The sequence below is a fragment of the Photobacterium sp. GB-1 genome (genome assembly GCF_003026165.1).
Taxonomy (GTDB): Bacteria; Pseudomonadota; Gammaproteobacteria; order Enterobacterales; family Vibrionaceae; genus Photobacterium.
In genome coordinates, this window is the sequence record NZ_PYOB01000004.1 from 169,018 (window position 1) to 186,055 (window position 17,038).

General features: G+C 38.2%; 10 protein-coding genes. 1 reads left to right on the top strand and 9 read right to left on the bottom strand.

The features are described 5' to 3' along the window. Nucleotides 1-788 precede the first annotated feature (788 nt). The 5 genes from C9J45_RS06680 to pepN form a co-directional block, all read right to left on the bottom strand. Complete coding sequence (locus tag C9J45_RS06680; RefSeq protein ID WP_107292329.1) at nt 789-1,328, bottom strand: cell division protein ZapC; 540 nt, start codon at nt 1,326-1,328, stop codon at nt 789-791. 254 nt (nt 1,329-1,582) lie between these two features. Continuing rightward, complete coding sequence (gene pyrD / locus C9J45_RS06685; protein WP_107208146.1) at nt 1,583-2,593, bottom strand: quinone-dependent dihydroorotate dehydrogenase; 1,011 nt, start codon at nt 2,591-2,593, stop codon at nt 1,583-1,585. Between the two features lie 348 nt (nt 2,594-2,941). Then, nucleotides 2,942-7,765: an NAD-glutamate dehydrogenase gene (locus tag C9J45_RS06690; protein ID WP_107246661.1), complete on the bottom strand. Its 4,824-nt coding sequence runs from the start codon at nt 7,763-7,765 to the stop codon at nt 2,942-2,944. Nucleotides 7,766-7,877: 112 nt separating this feature from the next. After that, nucleotides 7,878-8,102: a DUF2835 domain-containing protein gene (locus tag C9J45_RS06695; protein WP_006645627.1), complete on the bottom strand. Its 225-nt coding sequence runs from the start codon at nt 8,100-8,102 to the stop codon at nt 7,878-7,880. Between the two features lie 126 nt (nt 8,103-8,228). Further along, on the bottom strand, nt 8,229-10,853 hold the full coding sequence (gene pepN / locus C9J45_RS06700) for an aminopeptidase N (protein WP_107292330.1): 2,625 nt from the start codon (nt 10,851-10,853) through the stop codon (nt 8,229-8,231). 673 nt (nt 10,854-11,526) lie between these two features. On the opposite strand from pepN, the gene pncB reads away from it, so the two are divergent. Further along, entirely contained in the window at nt 11,527-12,726 is a 1,200-nt protein-coding gene (pncB, locus tag C9J45_RS06705; protein WP_107292331.1) for a nicotinate phosphoribosyltransferase, read from the top strand. 153 nt (nt 12,727-12,879) lie between these two features. On the opposite strand, the gene C9J45_RS06710 is transcribed toward pncB, so the two are convergent. The 4 genes from C9J45_RS06710 to C9J45_RS06725 form a co-directional block, all read right to left on the bottom strand. Continuing rightward, nucleotides 12,880-13,545: a lipocalin family protein gene (locus tag C9J45_RS06710; RefSeq protein ID WP_107208142.1), complete on the bottom strand. Its 666-nt coding sequence runs from the start codon at nt 13,543-13,545 to the stop codon at nt 12,880-12,882. A gap of 200 nt (nt 13,546-13,745) precedes the next feature. Continuing rightward, entirely contained in the window at nt 13,746-15,749 is a 2,004-nt protein-coding gene (gene prc, locus C9J45_RS06715) for a carboxy terminal-processing peptidase (protein ID WP_107292332.1), read from the bottom strand. Between the two features lie 18 nt (nt 15,750-15,767). Continuing rightward, nucleotides 15,768-16,400 (bottom strand): RNA chaperone ProQ, encoded by a 633-nt coding sequence (gene proQ, locus C9J45_RS06720; protein WP_107208140.1) that lies wholly within the window; start codon nt 16,398-16,400, stop codon nt 15,768-15,770. A gap of 109 nt (nt 16,401-16,509) precedes the next feature. Further along, entirely contained in the window at nt 16,510-16,968 is a 459-nt protein-coding gene (locus C9J45_RS06725; RefSeq protein WP_107208139.1) for a GAF domain-containing protein, read from the bottom strand. Between the last annotated feature and the right edge of the window lie 70 nt (nt 16,969-17,038).

Genomic DNA, 17,038 nt, shown 5'->3' on the forward strand with positions numbered 1-17,038 from the left:
ATTTAACGATTCTCATCAAACAAAGAACAAATCATTAATCTGGAATAATGAAAACCACCCTCAAAACAATTTCTCACCCTGAGTGACATTTGATTTATCTTTAACATTCAAGAAATTAAAATTTTTTTACGCTAAATACCCCTATTCAATATTATCACCCGCCCTTTGGTGGAATAAATTATTCCAACGCTATTACACAACCACTACTTCACTGTTAACGCAGGAAAAAGAGGAAGGGATTGTCAATCAAACGTAATGTAACAAAGAAATTAACGTCATAATCCATCAGGTTTTACTTAAATAAAGCAGTAAGAATTGTCTGGCTATATATAAGAATTTTGAGATCTATGACATATTTTTAGTGTAATTTTTAACCAGAAAAATGGTGGATATACCTTGCTGAGTAGCAATGAAGTCAGTTAACGAATACAAATATACGCTCTAGCCTATCTTGAATACCTACAAGGAAGCGTAACTATCACGCATTACAGAAATTGATGATGCGGTATGTAGATAACAGTAGTTATGTTGTTATCGTTAGTTACAAAGAAAATGGATATAAAAATGAGAGATTTGGACGATAACTATCTCAATAAAAGGTGATATCTTTCTCACCATCTAATAGAGAAAAGCATGCAAATATACTAAGGGAGGCCGTACTGGACAGCATAAGAAAGATAGCAAATTAGCCTAAATTTAATGGGCTTTTACTACAAAAGATAACAAATACTGCTATCTACCGGGAGACTGATAAGGATATACGACAAAAATATGAGATGAAGAAACGACTAACCGACAAGCGCAAAATGTCGCTGTTCAGTTTCTACAAAACAGGGAGCCATTCGATCATTCATAACTTTAATCGTTTCGCAGAACTCCATGCTTTTAAGGCCGTCTAAATCAACAGTAGCAACATCAGCAAGCATACAGAGACTCGCGACCCCACTGTTTTCAATCACAACGTAATTGGCAGTACAAGAAGCCGTCATTAAAGTAATAACTTGTCCCTGTAATGGCTCTACACCTTGTTGAGGTGCGAAATACCAACTTTTTGGCATCATAGGCTTATGGAAACGTCGTGCGGCTGTAGCATTTAATGCTAATTCACATTTTCTAGCTGCAGAAATTGGCAGATGAGCAATCTGCTCTTGGAAGTTTTGATAGGCTTCAATATCATCAACATTAAAAATATCACTTATTTTGGCTTCTGGGGTAAGCAGCTTACTTGGTAACGATACACGGAAAAGCATATCGTCATTCAACTCAAGCATGAGTGAATTCATTTCAGCGTCAAAATACCATTTCCATGAATTATCTGGCTTTAACACGTTCTTACTCCTGAAAGACAGTGATTTATTTTGTATCTGTGATCATATGTTTAAATTTTAGCTTAATTCTACTCGCGTATTCATAAAATAAAAGGGGAAAATAGCGGTTCTATCACGAGTAAATCAGATGTATATTTGATACAAATAGACTAAGTACATAATTAAAAACCCAGCCTAGTATTCACTAAGCTGGGTTTTCGTATGTCAGAAGATATTTAAATTTAATACTTCAGTACGAGAGCGATAGCCAACAGTTAAAGACCGTTTACAATATCTTTAACTAAACGTGGGCCATGATAAATAAAGCCAGAATAAACCTGTACTAGGCTTGCACCAACCATCATCTTCTCGCGAGCAGCCATTGCAGAGTCAATACCACCGACACCAATGATTGGTACTGCGCCATTTAATGCTTCTGACATTTTTCGAATAACTTCAGTACTCTTGTTTTGCAAAGGACGACCGCTTAAGCCCCCCGCTTCATCACAATGTTCCATCCCTTGAACCAAAGAGCGATCCAATGTGGTATTTGTTCCAATCACACCATCTATATTATTACGGATCAAAGAATCACATACCTGTTGAATCTCATGATCATCAAGATCGGGAGCGATCTTAAGTGCTAGAGGAACATACTTATCATGTTGTTTCGCTAATTCAGCTTGTTTAGCTTTAAGCTGGGAAAGCAGATCATCTAAAGCTTCACCATATTGTAAGCTACGTAATCCCGGTGTATTCGGTGACGAAATATTTACAGCAATATAACCAGCATATTGATAAACTTTTTCCATACAAATAATGTAATCTTCAACACCCTTTTCTATCGGTGTATCTTTATTTTTACCGATATTAATACCAATGATGCCGTCAAATTTTGCTTTCTTTACATTCTCAACAAGATTATCAACACCAAGGTTATTAAAACCAAAACGGTTGATAATGCCTTCTGCTGGGATCAAACGGAAAAGACGAGGTTTATCATTACCAGGCTGTGGACGAGGTGTCACGGTCCCTACTTCAACAAAGCCGAAACCCATTTCACCAAATGCATCAATACATTCGCCGTTTTTATCAAGACCAGCCGCTAAGCCAACAGGGTTTTTGAATGTAAGCCCCATAACTTCGACAGGACGTGCAGGAAGATTTTGTCGGTAGAAAAGTTCTAATGGAGTGCCAGTAAAGCGAGAAAAGTTCTCAATAGCGAGGTCGTGTGCTTTTTCAGCATCCAACTGAAAAATAGCAGAACGTGCGATGCGGTATAACATTGTAACTCCAAAATAAGTCCCGAATAAACGGGATGGTATTATTCACAGTTATTCTGTTAACTTCAATCGTTATTTTTTTGATTATTGTTAATAAAACAGTAACTTAGAAATTAAACCTTTGTTTAACAATAAGTTATAGTTTCGTAGTTTCACAAATTATTACACATAAAAGCAATCGTTTTCTTTTTTGCTCTGAAAAAAGTAACGTATTATTTTTATAACCTTATTGTTAATACTTAAATAGTGACAATGTAACATAATAACATCGTAAAAAAGTTACATTGTCACCATATATGTTACACCGTAGCTTATACCATCTTATTAGGCGGTGACTATAAAGTACACTGACTACTGTATCGGCCTTGAGTTGAGATTTAGAATGGTTAATTCACGTAAAGCGACAGAGAACTTTGCAAACTCATGCGCATTACCGACTTTAAATTCAGCCAGTACACTCTCCCATCGATCAACCGCTTTTTTATGTTGTTCCATCCATAGTGATATACTTTCTTCTGGCTTAGCAGTACTTGTCATTATAACCGCTGTTGTTAATTGTCTTTGTTGCCAATCTAGATCTTCACGAAATGAAGCTCTTGCTAATGCTTGCCAATTATTCTCAACAGCTTGGTTTTGAATTTGCTTTAAGAACCAATGAAGTGATAGTTGCGCTCCTAGTACAAAGTACACTCTTGCAATATGCGATATGTTAACGTCCATTTCTTTTGCAATTTGCGCTATATCCATGGCTGAATATAAACTGGTTAAGCGTGAAATGTTTTTGGCCAACCGCTCAGGTACCCCTTTGCGGATCATTTCATTCGCTTGCTCTTCATGCTCTACCACTTCTTCAGTTACAAGGTAACTATCTAATTCATTTCGTAACTGCTCAACAAAGGGTTGATAGAACACTATTTGTTGTTCTATACCTAACTTGTGCTCTCTATTGCGTAGGAACCATCGTGTGACCCGACGCAACATACGCCTTGAACGATAAAGCATGTCATATTGCGTTTGTGCTGAAACTTGATTATCTAATGCTCTAATTTCACTAAAAATCTGGTCAAACTTAAAGATCTCACGCCCTATTGAGTAAGAGGCTGAAATTTCATTTATCGTTGCCCCCGTTTCTTCTTGCAGCCGAGTGACAAAATTGCATCCCATTTCATTCGACATCAAATTAGCTAATGATGTTGCGATTAATTCACGTCGTAATGGATGGTTTTCCATTTGTGATCTGTAGTTATCTTGTAAAAATTGAGGGAAGTAAGCAGGTAAAAGACGGGAATGATAAGGATCACTGGCTATATCGTGATTAACGAGTTTTTCTTTTAACACCATTTTACCGTAAGCCACCAGCACAGCAATTTCTGGTCGTGTTAAGCCAATCCCTGCCTTTTCACGCTCTACTAATGTTTCATCATCAGGTAAACATTCCAGGCTTCGATCCAATTTGCCCTGTCGTTCCAGTAAATGAATAAACCGCGTTTGTTCCTTTAATAGTTGTACTTGCTGTTGCTCTGTTACTGAAATAGATTCACTTTGGCGATAGGCATCATCTAATACAATGTCAGCAACCTCATCTTCCATCTTTTCTAAAATACTATTACGCTGTTTAAATGTCAGCTCATCAGCGGTCACTAGGCTATTGAGTAAAATTTTGATGTTCACTTCATTATCTGAGCAATCAACCCCACCAACATTATCGATAAAATCGGTATTCACTCGACCACCAGCTTTCGCAAATTCAACTCGACCTAACTGGGTTAAGCCTAAGTTTCCCCCTTCACCTACAATTTTTGCTGCAAGTTGAGAACCATTAACCCTAACAGCATCATTGGTGCGATCACCAACATCGGTGTGAGTCTCTTTAGTCGATTTTATGTATGTTCCTATACCACCATTCCACAATAAATCGACCTGCATTTGTAATATAAGATGTATCAACTCATTAGGTGTGCAACTTTGCTTACGCGTTTGCAGTAAAGTTTGCACAATAGGTACAAGCTTAATCGCTTTACTTTTACGTGAAAATATCGCCCCACCTTCAGATAAAACTTCACGATCATAATCTTCCCAACTCGATCGTTTAAGTTCAAAAAGACGTTTGCGTTCTAACCAACTTGCGGCAGGATCCGGATCTGGATCAATAAAGATATGCTGATGATTAAAGGCCGCTAATAAACGAATATGTTTTGATAACAACATCCCGTTACCAAACACATCACCCGCCATATCACCAATGCCGACACAGCTAAAATCTGTTGTTTGGCAATCTATACCTATCTCTCTAAAATGCCGCTTAACTGACTCCCAAGCCCCTTTCGCTGTTATTCCCATTTGTTTATGGTCATAACCATTAGATCCGCCAGAAGCAAAAGCATCACCTAGCCAAAAATCATAATCAGCAGCCAATGAATTGGCGATATCTGAAAATGTTGCCGTGCCTTTATCCGCCGCAACCACTAAATAAGGATCATCTTCATCATGACAAACGACATTTGCTGGTGGATACCGTTTACCCTCTAAGATATTGTCTGTTACATCAAGCAGCCCACAGATAAAACGTTGATAACAATGTAATCCCTCTGCAGCTATCTCTTCACGTGTTGTTAATTGAGGCTGCCGTTTGCAAATAAAGCCACCTTTCGCACCAACAGGCACAATTACCGTATTTTTAACCTGTTGTGCTTTGACTAGTCCTAATATTTCTGTGCGGTAATCTTCTTGCCTGTCTGACCAACGTAAGCCACCACGCGCAACTTTTCCCCCGCGCAAATGGACACCTTCCACATCGGGGGCATAAACAAATATCTCGTAACGAGGAATTGGAGCTGGAATTTCAGGGATAGATGATGGATTGAGTTTGAGTGATAGCCATGCTTTTGGCTTACCGGTATCTGTTTTTTGATAAAAGTTCGTTCTGAGGGTTGCTAAGATCATATCCATATAACGACGAATGATCCTGTCGTCATCTAAACTCTCGACATTCTCTAATCGCTCTACGATCTTTTTGATCAATAACTGTTCTGCTTTCTCACTATATTTCGCTTTGGGATCAAAGCGTAATTTAAACAACGACACCAAATAACAAGCTAGCTGACAATGATTAGACAATGTCTCTTCTATATACTGCTGGCTAAATGGAAAGCCAACTTGTCGCATATAACGAGCATAACTGCGCAATATGGTAATTTCTCTACCAGACAAACCAGAACGCAGCACTAAACGGTTAAAACCATCACTTTCAAGCTCTCCATGCCAAATATCAGAAAAAGCATTTTGAAAACGATCTCTTGCTTCTGATAGGTCAAATCCATTTCTAACATGATGTAACATCGCAAAATCTAAGATCCAATTAACGACACCATCCGCAGTGATCACTTGATATGGTGATTCACCAATGACCCGCAAACCTAGATTTTCAAGCATTGGCATAACATCAGATAAATGAATCGGTTCATTACGGTGAAAAAGCTTCAATTTTACAATCGATGAGTCGGCGGATTCCTCTTGTGGACGATAAAATAACATGCCTAATTTATTATCTTCATTCAGCCCTTCTAGCTGTAAAACATCTGCTACTGCAGAGCCTGGTAGCATTTGCTCTTTATAAGATCGAGGAAAAGCACGCGCATAATTTTTGGCAATTGGGATCCCTTTGCTTTCGCCAAAGTTAGCCACTAATGACTGGGTTAAACGATCTTCCCACGAGGCAACAGCGACAACTAAATTATGCTCTATCGATTTAACATCCACATCGAAATTATTGTTCTTTACCCTAACGATGTAGTGCGTACGAGCTAATGGACTCACAGAAAAAAAGGTTGTGAACTCAACAGTTTGTGATGAACCAAGATAGTCTTTTAAAACACTTTGGATCTTACGCCTAAGCTCCGTGTCATAACGCTCTTTGGCAACATAGACCATGCAGGAAAAAAAACGCCCAAAAGGATCCCGCCTTACAAACAATCGCAGCATGTCACGATCTTGCATTCGTACTACGCCTACTCCCACCTCAAGCATTTCCTCTTCTTTTGCTTGAATAAGTTCATCTCTGGGATAAGTTTCTAATACATTATTGAGCGCTTTCCAAGAATGAGAGCCTTCCGAATACCCACTGGCGTTGAGTATTCGTTTTACCCGATTACGGATCAATGGAATGTTCATTGCTGTTTGATGGTAAGCCGTTGACGCATATAGACCAATAAAGCGATGTTCACCAATAACATTACCTTTACTGTCAAATCGTTTAATACCGATATAATCAATGTAAGCGGGGCGATGAATACGAGATTTAGCATTACTTTTGGTGAGAATAAGCAGATCGGGCTTTTGCGCTTCAATACGCGCTGATTCAGGTAAACTGGATAAATTAAGTGGTCGTGCATGGCGCGGCTTTTTAAGTAGACCAAGCCCGGCCTCTTGCGTTGGTCTCAATTGATAATCACCTTTTATCGGCTTTAGGTCGTAACAGTGATAACCCATAAAGGTAAAATTATGATTGGCAACCCAATCAAGAAATTCAATCGCTTCCTCGCAGTATTGATTTTCAACAGGTAATTTTTCTGTTCTTAGCCCTTTGATAATTTGATGCATTTTATCTTGCATCCATTGCCAATCATTCACCACTAATTCAATGTCTTTAAGCACCGCTTCAAGTTCATCTCGCAATATCGCCATTTGATCATTTTTTGTAAGACGATCTACTTCAATATGAAAAAGTGTCTGTAGATCCCCCTTATCACCGCACGCCTTAACGATGTTATTTTTTTTGTCGCGCTCAAAATAATAAGGACCATTCAGCATTAAATGGCTAGTAATATCTAATCGATTTAACGTCATACGTACAGAATCAACCAAAAAGGGTTTATCTGGCATAACAATCTCAACCACGGTGTGGGTAGATTTCCAGCCATGGCGACTTAATGTGGGGTTATACACACGAACGGATATTTGTTGCGGATTATTTTTAACCAGATGATGCCATAGGCTCAGCACAGCACCATATAAATCAGATTCGTTACGTTGTAATAAATCATCTTCAGCCAATTGATTTAATAGGCTTTTAGCAAACACATCAACTAAAGGTTGCTGGGTGTTATCAACTTTGGATTTTATTAAGCCATATACTTTTTCAAGTAATACAGGAACCACATTGTCTGGTGCATTCATAAGAAAATCCCATAACTTTTACTACCTTAGGTAAGTATAGGTATGCAATTTTCTGTCCGAGTTTCAAATAAAATACATGATAACAATTTAGCTATGATAAGAGATGTAAACACTAATCAGACAATTTAGTTAATGTAGTCAGTTTATTATTATCATCGACAGCAACTTGAAAACGCCCTCGTACACCCATTTGCGTTAAATACGGACGTAAACGCACAGCGGGCAATTGAAGTTTTAATCCATTCTCTGTCACCACAACAGCACTACTTGCTGCACCAGAATAGTGTTGTAAGAAAACTTGATAACTAATATTTACTCGAAAAGTAAAGCTTCGCATAATCCCTTTTATCTCGTTATTCGTTCAATAGCCCAATATAGAAAAAGCCAAGTCCCCATTACACACTCCCTCATAGAAAGTGTTTAGTAATAAGGTACTTGGCTCTATTATTTAGCGAATTATGATTTATTGTTCAAGCGCTTTATGCACTTTCTCAAACAGATCTTTTGCTAAGTTATCTAATGCCGCTAACTTCTCAAGCTCGCTACGCATTAATTGCTGACGTGTTTCATCGTATTGGCGATACTTTAAGAACGGTTCAATTAATCGTGAAGCTACTTGTGGATTACTGGTATTTAATGCCGTTAGAATTTCAGTTAAGAACGCATAACCAGAACCATCTTTCGCATGGAAATGCACTGGGTTATTGGCACAGAAACTCGCCACTAAACTGCGCGTGCGGTTAGGGTTTTTCAAGCTAAACGCTGCGTGACTCATAGTATTACGCACATTTTCTAACGCATTATCAGCAGGATTAGTGCCTTGTAGCATGAACCACTTATCCATAACCAAGCCATCGTGAGTCCACTTATCACTAAAGTCTGACATTTGTACTGCGCGACAAGCTAATTGCGCATTATTTGCAGCAGACATAGCAGCCATCGTATCAGTCATGTTGTCAGCAGCTGCATATTGTGCAATCACTAAATCATTACCTAGCGCTGTATGTGCTAGATAAGATAAACACTTGTTACGCAATGCGCGTTTAGCCATAGCATCATGATCAAGACTGTATTCGCCTTGCGCTAAGCTACGATAAATCGCGAGTAATTCATCTTCCATTTCTGTCGCTAAAATTTGAGTTAACGCACCAACAACCTTATTGATTGCATCAACATCAACTTGCTTGTACCAGCCTGCGATTTCATTCTCGCTTGGCAGTGTTAGCATTTCAGCAATAAATGCAGGATCAAGATTTTCATCCAATAATGCGCCACGGAAAGCATCAATAACCGCTTCAGGTAATTGAATTGACTCACCAGCTTGAACAGCTGCCACATTGTTACGAATGTATTTCGCCAATAGCATTTGGCCAGCATCCCAGCGTGCAAACTCGTTACGCGCGTGGATCATCAAGAAGATCAACTCTTGATCTGAGTAATCATATTTTAAGATCACAGGTGCAGAGAATTCACGCAGCATCGACATCACAGGCTGTTCCGCAACATTCTCAAATACGAAAGTTTGCTCTGCTTCTTTTACATCTAACACGTTGTGAACAGGTATACCATTTGATTGAAGTGCAATAACCTCACCTTTGCTATCATATAGTTCGATATCAAACGGAATGTGAAGTGGTAGCTTTTCTTCTTGCCCTGCTGTTGGGGCTGTGTGCTGCTTTATAGTGACGTTGTAACACTTAGTATCTGCATCATATGACGTATCAACTGTAACAACTGGCGTTCCTGCTTGACTATACCAACGACGGAAGCGAGACAGATCAATACCTGATGCATCTTCCATTGCTTGAACAAAATCATCACAAGTTGCAGCTGTTCCGTCATGGCGATCAAAGTACAGCTTCATACCTGCTTGGAAATTTGCTTCACCTAGCAAGGTATGCATCATACGGATCACTTCGCTACCCTTTTCATACACTGTTAATGTATAGAAGTTATTCATCTCAATCACTTTTTCTGGACGAATTGGGTGCGACATTGGGCCACGATCTTCAGCAAACTGTGGACCACGTACAATACGAACATTGGCAATGCGATTTACTGGACGAGAGCCAAGATCTGATGAGAATTCTTGATCACGGAATACAGTTAAACCTTCTTTTAAGCTTAATTGGAACCAATCACGACAAGTAACGCGGTTACCTGTCCAGTTATGGAAATATTCATGACCGATCACAGCTTCAATACCTTGGTAATCAGTATCCGTTGCTGTTTTAGGGTTTGCGAGAACGAATTTAGAGTTAAAGACATTCAAGCCTTTGTTTTCCATGGCGCCCATGTTGAAGAAATCAACCGCCACAATCATGTAGATATCTAAATCATATTCAAGACCAAAACGCTCTTCATCCCACTTCATTGAGTTTTTCAATGAAGTCATGGCGTAATCTGCGCGATCAAGATTGCCTTTATCAACGAAGATTTCGAGCTCTACGTTACGACCACTCATTGTGGTGTAGTTATCACGTAAAACGTCAAAGTCACCTGCCACTAAAGCAAAGAGGTATGACGGTTTTGGGAATGGGTCTTGCCATTGTACCCAGTGACGACCATTGTCTAAGTCACCTTCAGCAATACGGTTACCATTACTAAGTAAATATGGGAATGCTGCTTTATCCGCAATGATCTTAGTTGTGAAACGAGCCAGTACATCTGGACGATCAAGATAATAAGTAATCCGACGGAAACCTTCTGCTTCACATTGAGTACAGAAACCACCCCCCGACTTATACAGCCCTTCTAATGCAGTATTTGCTTCAGGATTAACGGTTGTAACGATCGTTAAATCAAATTGAGCAGGCAGATCTGATAAAGTTAAGTGGCAGCCTTCTTGAATATATGACGTCCATGTTTTGCCATTGACAGAAATACTCACAATGGCAAGTTCATCACCATCAAGTACAAGTTGGGCATCATCGTTATCACTAATACGGATAACCTTGCTTTGCGCTATCACCGTTGTATTGGTGTCAAAAAGGTCAAACGTTAAATCGATATCTGTAATAGTGTAATCCGGTTGACGATAATCGGAACGATATTTAGCAGTAGGTTGTAAAAATGCCTGCTCTGTCATTATTATATTTCCTTTTATAAAGGCTCTACCAAACCTTGCATCAATAGACAGGTGTTAATAGAACGACAAACAATTTTCATAGTTTGATACTATAACGTTCAAACAAGAATTAATATCAAATATATCCGATAGTTTTATCTTTAACGGTCAATTTCTTAGTTTTCGCAATTAAACGATTAAAAATAAATCAAATTTCAATCGACATATCTAACCTCAGCCTTTTCTGGATATAAATTAATCAATTGTTCTATGTAAAGTACAATTTTTAAATAAAGAAATACTGTTTTACTCACTATTAATAATTATTATTTATCCCAGAAAAGTATGAGTAGTTAACTGCCAAACACTAGAAAACTTTTAAAACACTCAGTATTAATGAATAAACTCCCCGTCAAGCTATAGTTTATATATTGCTCGTAACGATAAGAGAATTAAAAACTCATAAATAATGCGTAAGCTATATATTTAGTAAGTAAACTTCATGAGCCTATAAAGCCTAATGAGAATGGTTATACTTGACGAACATCACATCTTAGTTCACAATCAGTCGTAACCTAAGGCATTAATAAATTCTATTTTTTATTTATCTTCAATAATATAACCCATTGAATAATAATAAAATCACGTTACAGATAGATTTATTATCACTTCTAATAAGTATCTACAGCCAGATATGAATAATAACCAACACAATATTGGGGTTATCAACTCCCTGCTTGATACTGATGCGTATAAATTGCATATGCAACAGGCAATTTTTCATCAATACCCAGACGTTGAAGCAGTGGCTGAATTCCACTGCCGAAGCGACGAAGATCTGCGCCCGTACTCTCAAGAGATCAGAGATCAAATCGCAAACATCGCAGCGCTCTCTTTTGCTGACGATGAAATCAATTATCTATCAACATTAACTTTTTTCAGTGCTGACTATCTTAAGTATTTACGAAATTTTCAACTAAATGCAGATGATGTTTGTGTTGATGATTCTGGTGAACAGCTATCTATTATCATTCGTGGTAAATGGTTGGATGTGATCTTATGGGAAGTTCCTCTTCTCGCAATTATTTGTGAAGTGCGCTGTGCACACTTATATCCAAATGCTACGCCCGAAGATGCCATTAAACAATTACAAGAAAAAATTTCACGCTTCTACCACAATGCACAAGATACAGATTTAAGTGAATTTTCGCTGGTAGATTTTGGCACTCGCCGCCGTTTTTCTAAAGCCGTTCATCATAAAGTTGTTGATTACTTAAAAGAAAACATGCCAGAGTTCAAAGGTACTTCGAACTACTATCTTGCATATACTCGTAATTTAAGACCGGTTGGAACTCAAGCTCACGAATGGTTCCAAGGCCATCAGCAATTAGCCGGTGAGCTTGCTGATTCTCAACAATTAGCATTAAATCGTTGGCTACAAGAATACCCTAACGATTTAGGTATTGCGCTCACCGACTGTATCAATATGGATGCTTTCTTACGTGACTTTGATAAACGTTTATCTGAACGTTTCATTGGTTTACGCCATGATAGTGGTGATCCTATTTCTTGGGGTGAAAAAGCCATTGCACATTACAAATCATTAGGCATTGACCCAAAAACAAAATCACTGGTTTTTTCTGATAGCCTTACACTTGATAAAGCACTGAACATCTTTAAGCATTTCAACCACCAAATAAACGTAAGTTTTGGCATTGGCACACAGCTAACCTGTGATTTACCAAATGTAAAAACATTGAATGTTGTGTTGAAACTAACTGAATGCGAAGGTCGCCCTGTAGCAAAAATTTCAGACGAACCCGGTAAGAGCATCTGTCGGGATGAAGACTATTTAGATCAGCTTCGTACTGCATTTAATCTCGCTAACGAATAAAACTTCATATATTTTCAAATTAGAGAGGCGAACAAGTTATCTTGTTCGCCTTTTTGTCTGCACATCATAACCAATGCTATATTTGTTGATATTATAAAAGTTATGGAATGACCTTCCCTTTCACCACTAGCATTGTCGCTACATTAATAAAAATTATTCTCGTTGTAATATCGCTTCCATTCCAAAATGAGTATTCGTTAACGTTAGCGTGTCATTGCTACTTAATTCAAATTCAGAATCGTGTTGCCCATCTTCATATAATAAAACCAGTTGGTTATCTTCAATATAATAAATACCACGATGCTCTTTTGATTTTCCTTGATCATTTGAAACTTCAGCAGAGAATAAAAAATCAGGGCGTAACGTGAGTGAAAGTTCAGAAATACTGTGGTCAACATCAGAACCTGATATCATTGAAGTTTTCCAATTACCTGGTAGATTTTCAGGGGCTAACTTAGTAAATCTTGCACCATCTAACACGAACTGATTATAACTAAGCATATAAGTATGCATTTGATCTTCTTCGCCTTCGGTGACAAAAGTAATATTGGTTTCGTCAATATCATACTCACCTGACCATTGTTCTATTTTTCCATCAATACGAAGTAAACGCATTGCAAATACATAGTCAGATTTAAACATCACATGCATTGCACGATAACTTTCACCTTCACTTTCTACACCGGCTTCTGTTGAGCTAAACCAATACCAATTACCTAATAAAAATGGATAGTCAAACTCCGTAATATCGTCGGCAATGATTGGGCGGCTAAATGCGCTAAAGAAGAATAACACGGTAATAAAGAATAGTTTTTTCATAGGCTTCCCCTGTTACTAGAACAAAGTGCGTGTACTTTAAAACTAGTTGGTAAAGCTATTTTGCGATGAAAAATATGCGACAGATCACATTTAAATATGCGACAAGTCTTATTTATGAGATTATTACAGTAACAAAGAGAAATAAAAAAGCGCCCCATGAAGGAGCGCTTATTTGTGTGTTGCTGGATACTATCAGAAAATTACGATGATTTTATCTTGGTTAAGTCAGCGGTAATACCAATGGCTTCATCCAAATATGCATCAGGTGCTTCATAATCTTTTGGTACTGCATCTAAATCAGCAAACGGTTTTTTACCGAGTACTTTTTGACGCTTATTTAAACGTACCAATCGATCAGCATCTTGTTTATCTTGCTCAGCTAAACGCATTTTTTCATTTAATGAAATTCTATTGATATCTTTTTCCTTTTTATAGGTTTTGATATCTTCATTAATGAAACCAAACTCCATATCATTCTTAATTCGTGCAAGGTGTTCTTCATTTAACTTAGGAAGAATTGACGAATAATTATGAAGTTGTTGATATTTAGCCGGTTTAATACTATCCCACGGTAATGCATTATCTTCTACACTTTCACCAGTTTCAGACGGATCAATTGCTGTTGGGAAAGAGATATCAGGAACAACACCTAAATTCTGAGTACTACCGCCATTAATACGGTAGAACTTTTGAATTGTATATTGTACATGACCCAGTGGCTTATCGAATAAATCATATAATTGGTTTAAAGAACGGTGCTGCTGCACAGTACCTTTACCAAATGATTGTTCACCAAGAACCACTGCTCGACCATAATCTTGCATTGCCGCAGCAAATATTTCAGATGCCGATGCACTATAACGGTTAATTAAAACAGTTAACGGTCCATTAAAGAAAACTTGATTATCTGAATCACTGTTTACTTTTACGCGACCATAACTATCACGAACTTGAACAACAGGCCCGCTTGAAATAAATAAACCACTTAATGCTGTCGCTTCAGTTAATGCACCACCGCCATTGTTACGAAGATCAATAACGACACCATCAACTTTCTGCTCGTTAAGCTTAACCAATTCTTTCTTGGTATCTTCAGATAAACCGACATAGAAACTTGGTACTTTAATCACACCAATTTTCTTGCCTTCAACAGTTTTCACTTCCGATTTAACGGCATGATCTTCTAGACGAATTTTGTCTCGAACAATAGTGACAGTGTAACTCTTGCTGTTCTTACCTTCTGGTAAAACATCAAGAATCACTTTACTGCCTTTCGGACCTTTGATTAATTGGACAACATCATCTAAACGCCAGCCAATAATATCTACAATTTTTTCGCCATCTTGACCAACACCAATGATACGGTCACCCGCAGCCAGCTTTTTAGAGCTCGCAGCAGGTCCACCAGCAACAAGGGATTGAATCGTCGTATAATCATCTTTCACTTGCAGCACTGCTCCAATCCCTTCTAAAGAAAGGTTCATTTCTGATTGGAACTGCTCAGCATTTCGAGGAGATAGATAACTAGTGTGAGGATCAACTTCACGCGAGAAAGCATTCATGTATAACTGGAATACATCTTCACTATGGGTTTGCGTTAAACGTTTAACGGCGTTGTTATAACGTTTACCTAGTGTTTCTTGTATTTCTTTCCAGTTTTTACCTGCCAGCTTTAAATTCAACGCATCGTATTTCACACGCTTACGCCAAATTTCATTTAACTCAGCTTGATTTTCTGGCCACTCAAGTTCAGAGCGATCAATAACAAAGTCTTCATCTTTATCGAATTTAATCTCTGTATCTAATTGCGAGATCGCAAACTGATAACGGTCAAAACGACGTTGAAGGACTTTATTAAAAATATCAAATGCACCCGATGTATCACCAGATTTCAATTGATCATCAAACTGATTTCGCCAGCGTTCAAATTGCTTTACATCAGAAGCAGTTAGAAAGCTTTTATTATAGTCGAGCATTTCGATATAACGATCGAAGACCTGACTAGAGAATTTATCATCAAGTGAAAAATGCTTGTAATGAGAGCGGGTAAAGCGTGACGCTACCCTCTTACTCGCAGTTGCGTGCTGCTGCTCTGGTGCAAGTTGCGGCAAATCACTTAATGAATATTTAGCCTCTAAGGCTTGCGCTGAAGCTGCCAGCATCATGCCGGCAGCAATCAGTGAGAAACGGAATCGACAATTCATGCGTCGCGCATTCTCCCTTTATGAACGCAGGTGCTCCGCTTTAACAGCCATTACTAAGCCGTTATTTAAGCGAACACGCACATCGTCCTTGTTAATTTCGACAATAGTTGCCGGCATGTTACCTGAGCCCATATTCACTTGTACGTTCTTACCAACAATAACTTCGTCAGCTTTTAGTACAGGTGTAGTCTCAACTGGCTTCTTATTAACTTTAGCCGTTTTTGGCTTAATGTTCTTAGGTTTAGCAGTTTTTGCGCGAGTTTTTTTCGCATCGCCTTCTTTAGCTGCTTTAGCGATAGCCTGCTCTTTACGACGAGTACGTACTTTTGCTTTGCTTTCTTCTAAGGCTTTAAGTGCGTGATCAACGTGTTCTTGCTCAAGTACATCACACTCATTTCCATCAAGATCAACACGACTTACACCAGCTTTAACGCCGTGAAGGTAACGCCAGGAAGATGTGTATTGACGTAATGCTGTACGTAGTTGAGTCTTACTGATTTTTGGATCATCACTTAAGCGCTCAGCAAGATCTTGAAAAATACCGATCTTAAGTGGTTTAGCTTCACCCTCAATAGTAAAACATTTTGGGAAACGCTCAGCAATATATGCAATAACTTCTTTACTGTTCGTTAACTTTTCAGAGTTTTCCATGGACTTTCCTGACATAAACGAGATTTGCTCGTTATTAGTGCTTTGTTCAAAAAGAAATAGTGGGGCTATTATAATTACCTAATAAGGAAAAACCACCGAAAGCATGAAATTAGAGTACTTTTTGTAGCTCTGTAACCAAAGAAACTAGACCTTGTTCATCATTTTGGTCAAATCTTGACAAATCTGGACTATCAATATCCAGTACACCTATACATTTTTCCCCTATATTTAATGGGATAACGATTTCAGATTGACTAACTGCGTCACAAGCAATGTGCCCAGGAAAGGCATGAACATCATCAACACGGATGACTCTGTTATCTTTTACTGCCGTACCGCATACCCCGTTACCGACAGGAATACGAACACAAGCAGGTTTTCCTTGAAATGGACCAAGTACGAGCTCATCATTTTTTAATAAATAAAAGCCAACCCAATTTATGTTCTCTAACTCCATATTCAACAACGCACTAATATTAGAGAGATTGGCAATGAGATCTGATTCACCTTCAACTATAGCTAAAGCTTGAAGTGTCAGACGGTTATAAAAAGAACCTGTATTTTCCATAGCATACGCCTTACATAATCGTTAAAATGGAAACACTTAACAATAATAGGAATCATTATCACTGTGAAGC